This window comes from Microcoleus sp. AS-A8, from assembly GCA_039962225.1.
In the GTDB taxonomy this organism is placed as follows: domain Bacteria; phylum Cyanobacteriota; class Cyanobacteriia; order Cyanobacteriales; family Coleofasciculaceae; genus Allocoleopsis.
Map to the genome: position 1 here is coordinate 642,892 of JAMPKV010000001.1, position 17,136 is coordinate 660,027.

General features: G+C 47.2%; 15 protein-coding genes. 11 read left to right on the forward strand and 4 right to left on the reverse strand.

Features of this window, described 5'->3' with window-relative positions:
- Positions 1-502: 502 nt before the first annotated feature.
- From tig to NDI48_02500, 5 genes are all read left to right on the forward strand, one after another.
- Entirely contained in the window at positions 503-1,951 is a 1,449-nt protein-coding gene (gene tig, locus NDI48_02480; protein MEP0830067.1) for a trigger factor, read from the forward strand.
- Positions 1,952-2,221: 270 nt separating this feature from the next.
- On the forward strand, positions 2,222-2,827 hold the full coding sequence (gene clpP / locus NDI48_02485; protein ID MEP0830068.1) for an ATP-dependent Clp endopeptidase proteolytic subunit ClpP: 606 nt from the start codon (positions 2,222-2,224) through the stop codon (positions 2,825-2,827).
- A 10-nt stretch (positions 2,828-2,837) separates the two neighbouring features.
- Positions 2,838-4,178, forward strand: coding sequence for an ATP-dependent protease ATP-binding subunit ClpX (clpX, locus tag NDI48_02490; protein MEP0830069.1), 1,341 nt, complete (start codon positions 2,838-2,840; stop codon positions 4,176-4,178).
- Between the two features lie 119 nt (positions 4,179-4,297).
- Positions 4,298-5,155, forward strand: a complete 858-nt coding sequence (locus tag NDI48_02495) for an alpha/beta hydrolase (GenBank protein MEP0830070.1) — start codon at positions 4,298-4,300, stop codon at positions 5,153-5,155.
- Positions 5,156-5,470: 315 nt separating this feature from the next.
- Positions 5,471-6,523, forward strand: coding sequence for a hypothetical protein (locus NDI48_02500; GenBank protein MEP0830071.1), 1,053 nt, complete (start codon positions 5,471-5,473; stop codon positions 6,521-6,523).
- Positions 6,524-6,648: 125 nt separating this feature from the next.
- Here NDI48_02500 and NDI48_02505 read toward each other — a convergent pair whose 3' ends face one another.
- On the reverse strand, positions 6,649-7,461 hold the full coding sequence (locus NDI48_02505; GenBank protein ID MEP0830072.1) for a cobalt-precorrin-6A reductase: 813 nt from the start codon (positions 7,459-7,461) through the stop codon (positions 6,649-6,651).
- A gap of 32 nt (positions 7,462-7,493) precedes the next feature.
- A complete protein-coding gene (locus NDI48_02510) occupies positions 7,494-7,682 on the reverse strand; it encodes a hypothetical protein (protein ID MEP0830073.1) in 189 nt (62 codons plus the stop codon).
- 558 nt (positions 7,683-8,240) lie between these two features.
- On the opposite strand from NDI48_02510, the gene NDI48_02515 reads away from it, so the two are divergent.
- Positions 8,241-10,787 (forward strand): mannose-1-phosphate guanyltransferase, encoded by a 2,547-nt coding sequence (locus NDI48_02515; protein ID MEP0830074.1) that lies wholly within the window; start codon positions 8,241-8,243, stop codon positions 10,785-10,787.
- Between the two features lie 375 nt (positions 10,788-11,162).
- Entirely contained in the window at positions 11,163-11,723 is a 561-nt protein-coding gene (locus tag NDI48_02520) for a single-stranded DNA-binding protein (protein MEP0830075.1), read from the forward strand.
- An 89-nt stretch (positions 11,724-11,812) separates the two neighbouring features.
- Here the strand turns inward: NDI48_02520 and NDI48_02525 are convergent, their stop codons facing one another.
- Positions 11,813-12,130 (reverse strand): hypothetical protein, encoded by a 318-nt coding sequence (locus NDI48_02525; GenBank protein ID MEP0830076.1) that lies wholly within the window; start codon positions 12,128-12,130, stop codon positions 11,813-11,815.
- A gap of 316 nt (positions 12,131-12,446) precedes the next feature.
- Between NDI48_02525 and NDI48_02530 the strand changes: the two genes are divergently transcribed.
- The 4 genes from NDI48_02530 (at position 12,447) to NDI48_02545 (ending at position 15,009) form a co-directional block, all read left to right on the forward strand.
- Positions 12,447-12,725, forward strand: a complete 279-nt coding sequence (locus NDI48_02530; GenBank protein ID MEP0830077.1) for a hypothetical protein — start codon at positions 12,447-12,449, stop codon at positions 12,723-12,725.
- Positions 12,726-13,166: 441 nt separating this feature from the next.
- Positions 13,167-13,670: a winged helix-turn-helix domain-containing protein gene (locus tag NDI48_02535; GenBank protein MEP0830078.1), complete on the forward strand. Its 504-nt coding sequence runs from the start codon at positions 13,167-13,169 to the stop codon at positions 13,668-13,670.
- A 195-nt stretch (positions 13,671-13,865) separates the two neighbouring features.
- A complete protein-coding gene (locus tag NDI48_02540; GenBank protein ID MEP0830079.1) occupies positions 13,866-14,228 on the forward strand; it encodes a transposase in 363 nt (120 codons plus the stop codon).
- 487 nt (positions 14,229-14,715) lie between these two features.
- Positions 14,716-15,009 carry a hypothetical protein gene (locus NDI48_02545; GenBank protein MEP0830080.1) on the forward strand — a complete coding sequence of 98 codons (294 nt, stop codon included), beginning with the start codon at positions 14,716-14,718 and terminating at the stop codon, positions 15,007-15,009.
- 733 nt (positions 15,010-15,742) lie between these two features.
- Here the strand turns inward: NDI48_02545 and NDI48_02550 are convergent.
- Positions 15,743-17,062 carry a serine hydrolase gene (locus NDI48_02550; GenBank protein MEP0830081.1) on the reverse strand — a complete coding sequence of 440 codons (1,320 nt, stop codon included), beginning with the start codon at positions 17,060-17,062 and terminating at the stop codon, positions 15,743-15,745.
- Positions 17,063-17,136 lie beyond the last annotated feature (74 nt).

A 17,136-nucleotide genomic window follows, 5' to 3' on the forward strand; every position in this document is an offset into this window, starting at 1 on the left:
TGAAGAGAGCCTTCACCCTTGAGTCGGTTACACCCCAAGACCCCTTCGCCTGCCGTGAAAGGAATAGCTGTGATTCCTTATAGTCTAGGCTGATGCTACGCGATCGGCTAGACTTGGCTTAATAGTTCGACTTATGCTCTAGACCCCGATTGAGTAGCTACTTATAGTCGCTTTGGCGCTCAAAGTAAAGTTCGCTACGTTCGGCTGAATCTATGCGTCATGCTAACGCTAATACCCGCTCCTATGTACTATCATCAGATACGGAAACTACAAGCACTGCCTAGAGCGTTGTCTTAAAGACGATCACCCTTGGCGGTGTCCCAAAGGGGCAATCGCAAAGGAAAAACGGTTGATGCTTATACTTAACGGGTTGGATGGAACTAGGATACCACGAGAGACCCGCCTTCACCCTTAAAGGACTTGGTTGCTTAAGCATCTATTGAAATATCCGCCCTAATTCCTTACAAAATCTATATAACAGTTGTCTGAAACGAAAGCGTCCATGAAAGTTACTCAGGAACCGCTCCCCAAGAGCCAGATCGGTCTGGAGATTGAAATTCCCGCCGAAACGACCAAACAAGCCTACGAAAAGGTCGTGCAAAACCTCTCACGTTCTGCCAACATTCCTGGGTTTCGCAAAGGCAAGGTACCCCGTCAAATTTTGCTACAACGGCTGGGACACCAACGAATTAAAGAAGCCGCGCTCGAAGATTTGGTTCAAGATGGTCTAAAACAAGCGATTGAGCAAGAATCGATCAAGGCTCTGGGAAACTACCAGCTCACCTCCACTTATGAGGAATTAATTAGTCGATTTCAGCCGGGACAACCACTAACGTTTTCGGCATCTGTTGATGTCCCACCCCAAATTAACTTAGGAGAGTACAGTGGATTGAGTGTTAAAGCCGAGGAGACTCAGCCTGAGCCAGAGGCGGTGGAGCAGTTCTTAGAACAGCGTCGCGTCGAGCAAGCCACTCTCATCCCCGTAGAATCACGCCCTGCTCAGCTGGGAGATGTGGCGGTGGTGGATTACAGTGGTCGATATACGGGCGAGGGAGAAGAAGCCACAGAAATCTCAGGGGCTCAAGCCACCGACTTTCAAATTGAACTCGGAGAAGGACGGTTTTTGGAGGGGATCGTTAACGGGATAGTGGGCATGAACCCTGGAGAAACCAAAGAAGTCGAACTCACTTTTCCGGAAGATTACCCGCGAGAAGATTTAGCCAGCAAGCCGGCCCTTTTTACCATCACCCTGAAAGAACTCAAGGAAAAAGAGTTACCAGAGTTAGATGACGACTTTGCTCAAGAAGTTAGCGAAAAAGAAACGCTGGCAGAACTACGGGAATCCTTAGAAAAGCAGTTTCAGGAAAAAGCGGATCGAGAAACAGCGACGAGTAAGGAGCAAGCTTTATTAGAGGCACTCCTAGAGAAAGTGGAGATTGATCTGCCGGAGACGATGATTGAGCAGGAAGTCCAAACTCTTTTGACCCAAACGGCGATCCAGATGGAAAGCTATGGGATGGATGTACGCAAGCTGTTTAATGCCGAAACACTACCACAGCTCAAAGAGCGATCGCGCCCCGATGCCGTTGTCCGCCTCAAGCAATCCCTGGCTCTTCAGGAAATTGCGAAACGGGAATCTCTCACGGTTACACCCGAAGAGATTGAAGCCAAATCCAAAGAAGTCTTGGAACAGCTTTCTGGACAAGATGTCGATCCCAAGCGACTGCGGGAGGTCGTTGAATCCGATTTAATTAAAGAGAAAGCGATTAAGTGGCTCGAAGAACACGCCACGATTGAATTGGTACCCAAAGGTTCCTTGACGCCAGCAGAAACAGAAGAAACAGAAGGAGAAGAAACTCAAATTGAGTCTCCAACAGCGTCGGTCGCTCAAGAACCGGAAATTGAGGCCGCGTCCCAGACGATTGACGTACAAGCCGAACCCGCTGAATAGAGAAAAGATGGAGGATGGGAGGGCTATCTCTCCCGATCCCCAAGCCCAAATCCAATGCCTCAGACCGTCAGTCGTCTGCCAATTGAGGCATAATGATCACTAGAAGAATAGTTGTTATATTCCCCCTTTTATGCAGGGGCAAGATAGCACCACGGCTAACTAAAATGCTTTAACGTCTGTTCTATGCTGCAATCTCAGTCCAACGGCTACCAGTTCACGAGCTTAAGTTCCTTTGACATTGGCTCTCTTGGCCCTAGCAACGTCGTCCCGATGGTGGTAGAGCAGTCCGGTATAGGGGAACGCGCTTTTGACATCTACTCACGGCTCTTAAGAGAGCGCATCGTGTTTTTGGGGACGCAGGTAGACGATACTGTCGCTGACTCCATTATTGCCCAACTCCTGTTTTTAGATGCCGAAGATCCCGAAAAAGATATTCAACTCTACATCAACTCGCCCGGTGGTTCAGTAACAGCAGGGATGGCGATGTATGACACCATGCAGCAAATTCGTCCAGATGTTGTTACCATATGCTTCGGCTTAGCTGCCAGCATGGGAGCATTTCTCCTGACCGCCGGAGCGCCCGGTAAACGGATGGCTCTGCCCAATTCCAGAATCATGATTCACCAACCTTTGGGTGGTGCACAGGGACAGGCGATAGATATTGAAATCCAAGCTAGAGAAATTCTTTACCATAAGCGGACGCTGAACCAGTTACTGGCTCATCATACGGGTCAGTCGCTCGAAAAAATCGAAGCAGATACTGAGCGCGACTTCTTTATGTCAGCGGCTGAGGCGAAAGACTATGGTTTGATCGATCAGGTCATCACCAGGCAGAATCTTCCCAAGTCGGAAGCAGCTGTCACTCCTATCAAGTAAGAGGCTTCATATGTCTAAATACGACTCCCATCTAAAATGTTCGTTTTGCGGCAAGTCTCAGGAGCAGGTGCGTAAGCTAATTGCAGGGCCAGGAGTTTATATCTGCGATGAATGCGTTGACCTGTGTAACGAAATTCTAGATGAGGAGTTGCTCGACTCGAGTGGGCCAGCTCCCCAACCCGTACCCCCCAAAGAACCCCCGCAGAAGCGTCGCGCTCGTGCTTCGGGTCTCTCGTTGAATCAAATTCCCAAACCCAGGGAATTGAAAAAGTACTTGGATGAGCATGTTATTGGTCAAGACGACGCCAAGAAAGTTCTCTCGGTTGCCGTCTATAACCACTACAAGCGCCTGAGCTTTATTCAGTCTAAGGGCACTGGCAAGGCGGGGTTGGAGGATGTGGTAGAGCTGCAAAAGTCCAATATTCTCCTGATGGGGCCGACCGGTTGCGGGAAAACCCTTCTGGCTCAGACGTTAGCGAGTGTATTGGATGTACCTTTTGCGGTCGCCGATGCCACGACGCTGACGGAAGCCGGCTATGTCGGGGAAGATGTCGAGAATATCTTACTGCGGCTGCTGCAAGTGGCAGACCTCGATGTGGAGGAAGCTCAGCGTGGGATTATCTATATCGATGAAATAGACAAGATTGCTCGTAAAAGTGAAAACCCTTCCATTACCAGGGATGTTTCTGGGGAAGGCGTCCAGCAAGCTTTGCTCAAGATGTTAGAAGGGACGGTTGCCAATGTACCGCCACAGGGGGGTCGTAAGCATCCCTATCAAGATTGCATTCAAATTGACACGAGCAACATCCTGTTTATTTGCGGGGGAGCTTTTGTTGGTTTGGAGAAGGTGGTCGAGCAGCGGATTGGCAAGCGCTCCATCGGGTTTATTCAACCTGGAGAGGGTCAGTCCAAAGACAAGCGCACAGCTGATGTGTTACGGCATTTAGAGCCGGACGACTTGGTGAAGTTTGGCATGATTCCAGAGTTCATTGGACGCGTGCCTGTGGTGGCGGTCGTTGACCCATTGGATGAAGAAGCGTTGATGGAAATTTTGACGGAACCCCGCAATGCGCTGGTGAAGCAGTATCAAAAACTGCTGAAGATGGACAGCGTGCAATTGGAGTTTAAACCAGATGCGATTCGGGCGATCGCGCAAGAAGCTTACCGCCGGAAAACGGGGGCTAGAGCATTGCGCGGCATTGTGGAAGAATTGATGCTAGACGTGATGTACGAGTTGCCTTCTCGTAAGGATGTCACTCGCTGTATGATTACGCGGGAAATGGTGGAAAAACGCTCCACAGCAGAACTATTGGTACATCCCTCTTCCCTACCGAAACCAGAATCCGCTTAAAAAAGAGGAGATTTGGCTAGGAGATTCGAGCCAGAGCGTAGGAAAATTTTTAATAGCAGATTTTTGTAGGGACGTATTACTATACGCCCCTATGACTTATTTTACTTAAATCGTTTAATATGCCTGTGATTAACGTTCGTGGCGTCGAACACTACTACGAGTGGATACGCCAACCCACAGCCTCTCAAACTAAGCCAGTCATCGTTTTCATTCATGGCTGGGGCGGTTCGGCTCGGTACTGGGAAAGTACCGCGCTCACCCTGTCCGAGCAATTTGACTGCCTGCTCTACGATCTACGCGGATTTGGTCGCTCAAAGTTACCCCAAGAGCCAATTGAGGAGTTGCTCTATGAAATGGAGGATTACGCTGAAGATTTAGCGGCGTTGCTAGATACTCTAGAGCTACGTCGCGTCTACATCATGGCTCACTCCATGGGGGCGTCTTCTGCTGTGCTATTTCTCAACCGTTATCCAGAGCGAGTCGAGCGAGCGGTTTTAACCTGTAGTGGCATATTTGAATACGACGAGAAATCCTTCTCCGCCTTCCATAAATTTGGCAAGTACGTTGTTCAGTTCCGTCCCCGTTGGTTCTTGCGAGTTCCTTTTGCCAGTGCGATGTTCATGGCGCGATTTTTGCACCGTCCGTTGCCTGTGGCTTTGAGCCGTGCTTTTTTAGAGGATTTCTTAGAGGCGGATTACAAAGCGGCGTTGGGAACAATGTTGACATCCGTGAGCAAATATGCGGCTGAGGTGATGCCCCAAGAGTTTGCTCAACTCAGCGTGCCAACGCTCTTAGTTGCGGGTACACATGACAAAATTATCCCCGCAGAACTGGGGCGTCGGGCGGCTCAGCTCAATGAAAAAGTTGAGTATTTTGAAATTTCTGACACGGCTCACTTCCCCATGCTGGAGAAGCCGGACGTTTATTTAGAGCGAGTGCAGGAATTTCTGGGCGTTGGCTCCCCAGCAAACGCTTGAGCAAAGAGGCAAAAATAAAGAAATCCCCAGCCCTTAACAGGGCTGGGGATATTAATCAGGGTGCATCTACCATTCCTTTATTCCAAAACTGGCGACCACCTCCGGATCGATTTGGAGCAATTTGGGGACAAAACCCGAATATCAAGAACCTCGATGCTCGTTCTGAGTGAATCCTGTATTGGTAAATGATTGATTACAGGAGAATCGAGACGCCTCCAGAAACCCAACTGCATAAGTTCCCCTGACTCAGAGATACAAGACGTTAGCTAACAAGAGCGAGCGGATAGGTTCATTGGGAAATAAGGGAGAATTCCGATGTGGGATGGTTTTATTGGCAAGCAAATTCGACGGGGCGATCGCAATCTCTTATTAACGAATTTAGGATTGTTGTTGGTGCCGATCGCAGTAGGACTAATGAGTCCGCGATATTGGCACAACTTTAGCTTCGGCCCCTTTCCTATAGACAAGCAAGCACTCTTATCGATTCAAAATCCCGATACAGAGGAAAAATACTTCCTCACAGTTGAGGGAGACAAATCCTTCAAAACTGGGTTGCAGCAAATCACTCAGCGAGTTAGCAAAAGTACGGGAAATATTACCAGTGAAGAAATCTCTGCCGACTATGTTGCCCTAAAAGTCGGACAAAAAATACTGGTAGTTAAGGCAAAAGTTGGGAACGCGGATAACACCAAATTTACAGGCGACTTGGTGAATATACCAGACAATGTTCAGAGCGAACTCATTGATAAAACCGAAGCTGAATATCCCAACTTAAAAGGTGTATTTCTTCCTTATATGCTGCAAGAGGATGATTTCCGCTTCCCTGGATATATTGGCTTAGCGGTTGGAATTCCTTGTTTAGTGATTGGAGTTGGGAATCTGCAAAAGGTATTAAAACGGCGGTCTGCTCCTGAATTGCATCCCATTGGTAAATCTCTAACAAAATTAAGTGATTACCCAGAAAGCACCGCTGCCCAAATTGACTCGGAAGTTCAATCGGACATCAATAAATTTTCCCTGGGGTCGCTACAGATTACAGCATCATGGCTGCTAAGACAGACGAGATTCGGTCTAGATATCATGAAGCTGGAGCAAATTGTTTGGATTTACGAAAAAGTTACCCAACACCGGACGAATGGGATTCCTACAGGAAAAACCTATGCTGCGATTATCATCAATCGTCAAGGAGAATCGATAGAAATTCCCGGAAATAAGCAGAACGTTGAGCAAATTCTCCTTGAAATAATCAATCGAGTACCCTGGATTCTAGCTGGTTTTAGTCAAGAGTTGCAAAACCTCTGGATGTCTGATCGCACTAAACTGTTTGAAGTTGTGGAGCAACGTCGTTGGTCAGAATATCGGGCTTAAACAAAACCTGTAGCTGTTCGTTAACTCTACCTATCAAAACAACATACGTGTAAAATTCTCTCTTTTCTTTTCCTCCGCGTTCTCTACGCCTCTGTAGTTCGTTTTTTTCCAATCAGACGAGGCGGCTACCTCACATGAGTGCGACAAAACTCCAAGGCTAAAGAAAAATCGCTGGTTTGCTGAGGGTAGTCAACCACAGGACGGTCAATGACGACTAGAGGGATACCCAATTCAGCGGCAACGGTTCGCTTAATCTCTTCGCCTCCAGCCACACCAGAAGCCTTTGTTACCACCAGCGAAATCTCCCAGTGACGCCAGAGTGACTTTTCTAACTCAGCGGAGACAGGAGGACGAATGGCAATAATCCGATCTGAAGTAAATCCAGCCGCAATCGCCGCTTCCAGGGACGTGAGGGCTGGTAGAATCCGGGCAAATAGGGTAGACCTATCTTGCCACCCTTGAAATAGATGTAAGGCTTTATAACCAACGGTGAGCAGTACTCGCTGTTGGAGGAGGTAGTCCCCAGCTAAAAGAGTCTCAAAGCTTTCCAGCCTGATGACCCTTGAATGGTCAGTTTGAGGGTCAACGACTGGGCGTTCAAAGCGCAGATAGGGAATTTTTCGCTGAGCCGCAGCCCTTGTTGCCATTTGGGAAATTTCTACAGCATAAGGATGAGAGGCGTCGAGGATAGCCGCAATTTGTTGCTCTTGGAAAAAATGATTTAACTGCTCAACATCCAAACGCCCAACTTGAACTGTGAGGCTTGGAAGTTTAGGATAAAGCATCTGGGCGGAGACTGTTGTCACCGTTACCGTACAGGACAAACCCAGAGAGGCGATCGCGCCAGCCAAAGCAACACTTTCACTCGTACCGCCAATCAGCCAGAGGCGATTACCCAAAAAATAGCCTCCCAATGCGCGATCGTTAGGGTCTAGCAATATCAGTCCAGCTCAACGAGTCACGGCACAGCTTACCCTTTCAGGGCTTTGGTAAAGTTTCTGCGATAAGACTTATTGGCAATAATCAAGGCCGGCCACAACAGTGACAAGGCAACCCGGTTAGGCAAACTGCGGGAGAAGTTTGTTCGTTCAAACCCCTTCCAGAACTTCCAGATGCCGTACCCGTAAATTCCCAGTCCCAGCAAAATAAATAGTTTCATAATGCAATCAACCCCTATAACAACTGACTAAGGTTCACCGCGTCAAAGCTGTTTGACCGTCAATTTCCGCTTCCCTCACGCCTGCTACCCTGCTGCAAGCCTATTTCCATCTGGAAACCTCTACAGCCACGCGTTCAGGGTGTAGAAGAGTCCACGCAATTGATTCCCCTTACAGCTCAAATTAGCATTAATTTAGTTCTAGTCTATCTAGGCGAACCTTGCGGCGTCACCCAGATGTTCAAAGCAACCCCAACATATTATTTATTTATGAGCTAATTAGAGCTTGACTCTCAAACCAGTAGCACTGGATCGTTAAGTCTTCAACGAGGAAGGCAGCTATTGGTAAACAGCTATATACATATATAACTGTTCAAAACAAAATGAATACATATTACATTAGTTCTATTTTTGTCAAGAGTAAAAGTCACTAATTTTCTGACGAGTTGATCTTGTGGAGGGGTACCATAATTCTCAAGATATAGGAGACTATTAAGAATAGGTAACAAAACTTAGAATCTCACGATATTACACCGTGAAGCGCGCAAATTAGGAGGACTTATGCGAGCAGTGCTGATGGCTGGCGGTTCAGGAACACGTCTGAGGCCGCTGACATGCGATCTTCCCAAGCCGATGGTCCCGATCCTAAATCGACCCATCGCTGAACACATTATCAACCTTCTCAAGCGACATCACATCACGGAGGTTGTAGCAACACTGCACTATCTCCCCGATGTCATGCGAGACTACTTCCAAGACGGCAGTGATTTTGGCGTACAAATGACCTACGCCGTTGAGGAAGACCAGCCTCTAGGGACTGCCGGTTGTGTCAAAAATATTGCCGAATTACTGGATGACACGTTTTTAGTGATCAGCGGCGATAGTATCACTGACTTTGATTTAAGCGCAGCGATTGAATTCCATAAACGCCAGAATTCAAAAGCAACTCTAGTTCTGACTCGCGTTCCCAATCCAGTTGAGTTTGGGGTCGTGATCACCGACGAGGAAATGCGTATTCGACGGTTTTTAGAAAAGCCTTCGACCAGTGAAATTTTTTCAGATACGGTCAACACCGGGACGTACATTCTGGAACCATCAGTTTTAGACTACCTGCCCGTTAATGAGGAATGTGACTTTTCCAAAGATTTGTTTCCGTTGCTCTTAGCCAAAAATGAGCCAATGTATGGCTACATTGCAGAGGGTTACTGGTGTGATGTCGGTCACCTGGATGCCTACCGCGAAGCCCAGTACGATGCTTTACACCAACAGGTGGATCTAGACTTTGCTTACCCTGAGCAAAAGCCAGGATTATGGGTCGGTCAGAATACCTACATTGACCCGACAGCCAAGATTGAAACCCCGGCACTGATTGGCAGCAACTGCCGTATTGGCCCACGAGTAACGATCGAAGCGGGAACGGTGATTGGTGATAATGTCACCGTCGGCGCAGATGCTGATCTGAAGCGTCCCATTCTCTGGAATGGCGCAATCATTGGTGAGGAAGTACATCTGCGTGCCTGTGTGATTTGCCGAGGCACGAGGGTAGACCGTCGCGCTCATGTCTTGGAAGGTGCCGTCGTTGGCCCCCTCTCTACCATCGGTGAAGAAGCATTAGTCAGTCCAGGTGTGCGCGTCTGGCCTTGTAAGCGGATTGAATCGGGAGCCACATTGAATATTAATTTGATTTGGGGTCAAACGGCTCAACGGAATCTGTTTGGTCAGCGCGGTGTTCAAGGGTTGGCAAACATTGACATTACTCCAGAATTTGCGGTTAAGTTGGGGGCGGCTTATGGCTCAACCTTAAAACCAGGTTCCCAAGTCGCGATATCCCGCGATCAACGCAGTATTTCCCGCATGGTGTCGCGGGCTTTAATTGCTGGATTGATGTCTGTGGGAGTCCATGTCCAGAATCTGGAACACACAGCCATTCCCATTGCTCGCTTGGTGATACCCACACTTTCGGTGGTTGGGGGCATTCACGTTCGAGTCCACCCAGACCGTCCGGATTACATTCTGATCGAAATTTTCAACTCCCAGGGAATTAATATCTCCAAGGGGCAGGAGAAGAAAATCGAAGGGGCTTATTTCAAGGAAGACTTGCGGCGATCGCAAATTCATGAAATTGGTAATGTGGGCTACCCCAGTCAAGTGAACGATCTCTACAGTACTGGGTTTACCCGACATCTGAATATTGAAGCAATTCGCAACAGTGGTTCCAAGGTCGTGATTGACTACGGTTACTCGGTTTCGGGGGCGGTACTCCCGCAATTGCTAGGAAAATTTGGTTGTGATGCGGTTGTTCTCAATGCCAGTTTGAACCAAATGGGACTCTCAAACCACGAACGGGAGGGATTGCTCGCGCAGTTGGGTCATGTTGTCGAAGCACTGAGAGCGAATTTTGGTGCACAGGTGTCGGCGAATGGAGAACAGCTGATTTTGGTGGATGAATCAGGCATCCCGATTCGGGGCGAGGTTTTAACCGCGCTGATGGTCAACGTCATGCTCACCGCCAATCCCAGAGGCACAGTGGTTGTACCCGTACAGGCATCGAGTGCCGTTGAACAAATTGCTCGCCGTCATGATGGCAAAGTGATTCGGACTAAAGCGAATCCAACGGCGTTGATGGAAGCCTCTCAAGCCAATCCTAATGTTGTGTTGGGCGGTAGTGGAGAAATGGGCTTTATTTTCCCACATCTCCATCCTGGCTTTGATGCGATGTTCTGTATGGCTAAGTTGATTGAGATGCTAACCATACAGGAGCGATCGCTCGGTCAAATTCGTACCGATCTCCCCCGCGTTTGCCACAAAACCCACACAGTGCGCTGTCCTTGGACGGTGAAAGGTTCCCTTATGCGCCATCTGGTGGAAACTCATCCCAATGAGAACTTAGAGCTAATCGATGGGGTGAAAATTGTCAACCACCAAACAGATAGTTGGGTGTTGATTTTACCGGATGCTGGCGAACCCCTGGTACACATCTTTGCCAACAGCGATGACCGAGATTGGGTTGATGACAGTTTAAGGAAATATCGTAATTACGTTCAAGACTTTGTGGAACACGAACAGGGTGTGGTAGAACCGCCCAAAGTTGAAGCGATGACAACATAGAACGGTCTATTTCTCTGGCTATCCTGTCGCCACCATGGCGATAGGATGCCTGATACACCAGGGAATTGGGCACAAGAGTGAAGGATAAGCTCCCAAAGAAAGCAAGAGTGAATATTGAATCAACCCTTTTTCACTCTTTCCCAGTCCGCAATTCACCACTCGATTAACACCTTTGGTACGCTTGTTCTATGATGGATCAGGAGGAGGCTGAAACATGTGCAGACTCCTTTTATTTTTTTGACCTGCTACTTGTACATTAAGGGGGAGAGGTTTCACGGCTTTCCACTGAGCACCTAGCAACTAGCTTGACTCGGAAAGCATGTAGAACTCTTGCCTAGCCGGTCGATCACCAAGAGCGCCAAGGAGGATTTCACGATGAATAGCTGCATCTTGATGGCACAAATCATTCAAGATCCAGAACTTCGTTACACGGCTGATAGCCAAACGCCTATCGCCCAGATGCTGGTCGAGTTTCCCAGTCAACGGGCTGAAGACCCACCTGCACGGTTAAGAGTGGTCGGTTGGGGAAATTTGGCTAATTCCATTAAGGAAAACTATGCCCTGGGCGATCGCGTCGTCATCGAAGGTCGATTGGGCATGAATACCGTGGAGCGATCAGAAGGGTTTAAGGAAAAACGAGCGGAATTGACCGTCTCCCGCATTTACAAACTGGGCGCTGATACTTTATTTGAACCTCATGTCGCTGTACCTGCGACAACCTCTGAGGCTTCAGCACCTGTTTCTTCTCCAAAATCCAATAATGTGGTGGTACCTTTAAGGTCACCTCGGCAATCAGCGCCGATGCCTAATACTCGCGATTTGGAGAGAGACTACACTTCTTCAGTGACTGAGCCAACTTATGAAACCCCCGCCATTCGCACTTCAACCACTCCAACTCCAGATAACTCACAAGATTTAGATGATATTCCCTTCTAGCCGAATGAGTGGGAAACAAGCTACGGCCTATTTGCCTAAGTTAAAGTTAGTGCGCTCACCCGTTAAATTCCCTTAAGAGTTCAACCTGGCTAAAACACTAGGCTATTTTGAAGATACGTCAACTCGGAAGGGAGTAAGCTGGTGCAATAACTAGGGAAGATGGCACAGCGGTCATCTAAGGTCGCCTCATCTTCAAAGATTACCCCGACAAAACCTACTCGGAGACATGTTTCGTCGCGATTATAGTACTGCATGTCGGGATGTTCGGCATCGTATTCTACCCTCCAAACTACCTGACCTAATTCTTCTTCGAGTTCCCAGTCCCGCTCAGGAGTTTGTATGAGCCAATCTAGTTCTGCTAAATCAAACATGGGGATTTGGTTACAGTAAAAAATTTCGATGCCCATACTTAACCTCCCTGTATACATAGATGCAACCCATCAGCCATGATCAAGTTTCCTCCCCTGGAAAGGGTTTTTCAACTTTTTCCTTAGTTTTTAGCAGAGCGTGGTGGACAAGAGCAACTCCTTAAAGGTCTGTTTTTTCGGATCTGGGAATTACCCAACCTCTCCCGCTCTCTTTTTTCATTGGTTGCGCCAGAGGAGTTCCGAGAAATTACGGAGATTGATCAGTGGCCCCATGTTCTGATTTAGGGGATTTTGCTGTTTTCTTCTCGTGTCAGGAGCAAGTATGTTCGGAGATGTTGAATCGTTGTTACTCCAGATGTTAACTCCAGTTTCTCTCCTACCGAATGCACTGCCTGAGTTATTCGCTCAAGTCAGTTACTCTGGAAAAATTACCTTGGCAGACCGCTATAGGCTGATGGCGGCTTTGTTAGGAGAGTCACTCCCTGACGAAGAGAGAGAGTTAATCGACCGACTGCTACATGCTGTATATCGGAGACGGCTGAAAGTCGTGAATGAATTTTCATCCGTACTCACGCTGAAAACATCACCTCTAGGTATCCAAATCGAGGCATTGATTGTTCAATGCTGTGCTTAATGGTCTATCGGAAGCCAAAAGGTAGCTTGTTATACAACAAGTAAGTCCGCCGGGGCACCCAAGAGAGTCACTTCACTCTAGGGCTGCCTGAAAATTCTATCTAAAAATCTGGCAAAGCAGATTATTTGACTAGATCAATTACAAATAACTGTTTTTAATATTTGAATGCACCTAGAGCGATGTTTAAGAGAAGAGGACACTTCAAGAATCTTCCTACATCATTTAAATTCAACATCAGCTCCGAAGCCTTAGCCGTCGGTTACAATTCTTATTCTTTTGTTGAGCCGTCTGTGAGCTCAAACGCCGATGCCTGAAGCTTATACCAAGTTGCGGTCAAACATAGTAGACTTGCAAGAGTACGTGGCTTTTGAGAAAAGCGCTCTTCCACAAAAAGACTCTCAATGGCGCGAGGCAGAGCGCTTCCTGAAGGGAGGATGACTAATGAACCCAGTGACCTGTACCAGCCCACACTTAGAGATACAAACGGTTAAGTGGAAGCTGAAAACGGCAAAGAAACATTGGGAGAAACAAAGGTGGTTAGTAATTTATAACGGGATGGTAGACCCGCGTTCGGCAAGAAATATTGCCAAACACGTAGGCGTGTCTAAAGGATTCGTGCATAAAGTAATCCAACGCTACAACAATCAAGGAGAAGAGGCGCTCAAGAGACCAGGTAGCGGAGGGAGACGCAACAGTTACCTGAGTTGGGAACAAGAAAAACAACTGATAGACTCATTTAAGCAAAAAGCAGCCAAAGGACAGATTGCGACAACCAAAGAGATTCAACTCGCCTACGAGAAGCTGGTGGGATTCAAAGTCCATAAAACGACAATTTACCGCTTATTGGAGCGACACCAGTGGCGGAAAATAGTGCCGCGCCCCGTACATCCCAAAAGTAACAACCAAGCCCAAGAGGAGTTTAAAAAAACTTTGCCTATCAGGTAGAACAAATTAATCTTGCCTAGAGACCCTCTAGATACTAGACCCCTGCTAATCATGGCAGGAGATGAAGGGCGATTTGGTCGGCTTGGGGAGATACGTTCTTGCTGGTGCCCAGAAGGACTCCGTCCCACTGTCGCGAAACAGCAGGTCTGACAGTATGTTTATGCTTATGCGGCTGTAGCACCGTCTTTGGGTCAAATGACCTGTTTAATTTTACCCTACGTGAATACACAGATGATGAATCTGTTTTTACAGCAGGTTTCGGTAGAGTTTGCTGATTATTTCATTATTCTGCAAGTAGACAAAGCCGCTTGGCATCGGTCAAACAGCCTCAAAGTCCCGGAAAATATTCGTCTAGTTTATCAACCGTCTTATAGCCCTCAGTTGATGCCTGTAGAACACCTGTGGGATGAGATTAGAGAAAAGCATTTTTATAAGCGGATATTTAAGTCTCTTTCCCAAGTTGAAGATGAACTTAATCTTGGGCTAGTTGAGCTTTTAGCTGAACCGGAACGGCTGCGATCGCTGACTTTTTTTCCTCATTTGAGAATCCCTGTTTAACTTGAGCATGAACGAGAACTTAAGGCGTAGCGAGTGCAGGCAAAGTCAATTGCTTCCATGCAGGAACAGTTGTCACCGACCACTAAGCCTTGCCTTCCTGGCTTACTTTTTCACCTACTCCTGTGTGCCATACTCCACGCTCGCTTTGATGATTAACCCGGAGCAGGGTTAGGTGTTTTTTCTTATTGTCGGGTTCAGTAGGAATAGTGAGTTCAAGCGTGCTTTTTGCGATCGCACCCGCCCTGAACCCTTGCTCTTACTGCTTTTATCAATAATCATGCACTCTTGCAAGTTTACTACGTTTGACCGCAACTTGGTATTAGGTGCGATCGCTGCAAAGATCAGGCTCAACCAAATACACTTTAGCTGCTTCAGTTGCCCTTTTAGCGACGAAGTGAACCCGAATCCTACTATAGCTTATTGCAAAAACTTATGAATTAAATTAATTTAATTGATATTCATTGCTTCCTCTACCAACAATCAAGCCATGTTTCAATTGCTACAGCCACTGGTGTACGCCATCCAGCCTTATTTGGTGCCGATATGCTTTTGCTTAACTTGGGGGTTAATCCTTCTGGTCGGTTTAACCATCTGGTCAACTGTCACACACAGCGTTACGATTGCCAAACGTATGCATCAAATTCCCTGTAGCCATTGTCAGTTTTTCACAGCAGATTACCGTCTGAAGTGTACGGTGCATCCCTCCGTCGCCAATACCGAGTCTGCCATTAACTGTTCGGATTATTGCCCGAACAATAGTCGAGTGAGTACCACATGGTGAACGTTGTCTCACGTTCAATTTATAGCTAATCAAGCGTCTCCTCAATAGGGGCGCTTTTTAAATTTTATGTTTAAGCTTTAAAACAACAACAACACTCAAGCTGGAATACTAAGTGACTTCCTATCTTAAGTAATACTAAATAGAGTTGCACTGAATAACATCGTCAAGTGCATAACTCTCCATTCACTAACTTAGGAAATATTAGCGTTCTGTTGAGTGTTGATGTTGTTTTTTGATGAGACAGACTTTAAGTGAAACAGCGTTTTTTACTCCTTGAATCTAATGTGGACTGCGCTGTAGTATCTGTCAGAGAAGCTTTCCAGCTTCAATTACTAATTTACCACTCCCTATTCAAGGCAGAAGTAAATGACACGGAAGTTTACTTTGAAAGGGGGATATTAAGCCGTTAGAGCTTGAACAGGCAGGACTGAAATGAGTAAAATGCCTATCACAAAAGCCATTTCTGCTCTTGAGATCGGTCAATTAGATGATTGTTAGTTTATTAACATGGCGTAATAAATTCAAAGCAGAAGAATGTCCGTAGGGCGTTCTTGTGACATTCCCAAATCAGAAAACTAGTGCAAGAAGGCAGAAGGCAGAAGGCAGAAGGCAGAAGGCAGAAGGAAAGAAAGCTTGTACAGCAAGCTTTTTAACCTTTTTCAACTGGATAGTTATTTCCGCCACGCTGCACAAGTAGGGTACATTCTGACGCACCCTACTTGCAGTAATCGTTTCAGCGTGACGATGAATTCATGGGAAGTCCTGCCGTCTGATGATCCAGATAGTTATAGACGATTTGGGAAACTTGACGGATAAAATCTCGCCCCCTGACATCTTTATAGGGACGTCTGACGAAAATTCCGGCCAAATAGCGCTTGCCATTCGGCATCTCAATCATTCCTGCATCCCCGATCAGAAAACCGATGTCTCCAGTTTTATGAGCAATCTCAGCACCAGGAGCCAAACCGGCAGGTAGCAGTGTTCTCGTTTTGGTATTACGTAATATTTCTAAAGCCTGCTCCCGACTGGATGGAGCCAGTAACTTCTGATCGGCAACCAGTGAGAGTAATCGGACTAAGTCTTTAGGACTGGTGGTATTGGTGCCTTTAAAATCACCGAGCATATTGCGGATCACCGTGTCCTTCAGTCCCCAACTCTGGAAACGCTGATTGAGTCTTGCTCTTCCGCCTAAGCGATCGATGATCATATTGGTAGCGGTATTATCGCTAATCGTAATCATCTTGGTCACCGTCTCTCGGATACTGAACTTTTTACCCGCTCTTTGGTACTGCATCGTTCCAGACCCGTTGGTCATCAAGTCCCGCCGCATAACCAGGGTTTCATTCAGGTTCACTTTCCCCGCGTCTAAATCCTGGAAAAAGGCAATGAGGATGGGTAGCTTAATGGTGCTGGCGGCTGGAAAAACGCGATCGCCACGGATGTCCAAATAGTTTCCCGTATCCAGATCCAAGAAAAACATACCCGTCTGGAGAAAACTATAGCGAGCCATCAACGATTGAATTTGAGGCTCAAGTCCTGGCATTTCCTTCCCTAAAGAAACCACTCCGCCAAACCGTGAGGCAGGTGCTGGGGGTACAGCAATAGCCTGTTGGGTTTGACCTGTAGAATCAGTTGAACCCAATTCACGGGGGTTATTACCTGTAGTTCGCTCAGCATTAGGTAACTGGAGAACCCAGCGTGTGGAGGAATCTGCACGAACCTGGACTTTTTTGGGGTCTAAGGTGTAGCCAGGAGCTAATTCAACCACCATCCGGGTGGTTTGGGGGTCAAGCTGTCCTACCCGTATCTCCTTAATCGAGAGGTCTACCCCTTGATTAGTTTGAGAGCGTTCTAGAGTAATGTTCGGAAGATCAATCACAAGGCGAGTGGGGTTCGCCATCAGAAAGACTCTGGGTTGAACTCCCTCATCTGTCGTCAAGTTGAGTTGACGAAGAGGGCGATTGAAGTTCCAAGATTCTAAGCTACCTGCTTGAGCGGGAGCGCAGAGTACAAAAGCGCCCATTATGCCGGGTAAGAGCCAGCGTACTTTCACTAATATTGTTTCCTTATTCCTGGGTCTGGGTTCTATTGGTCAAAACGTTGATTACCAAGAATGCTGTCTTGACC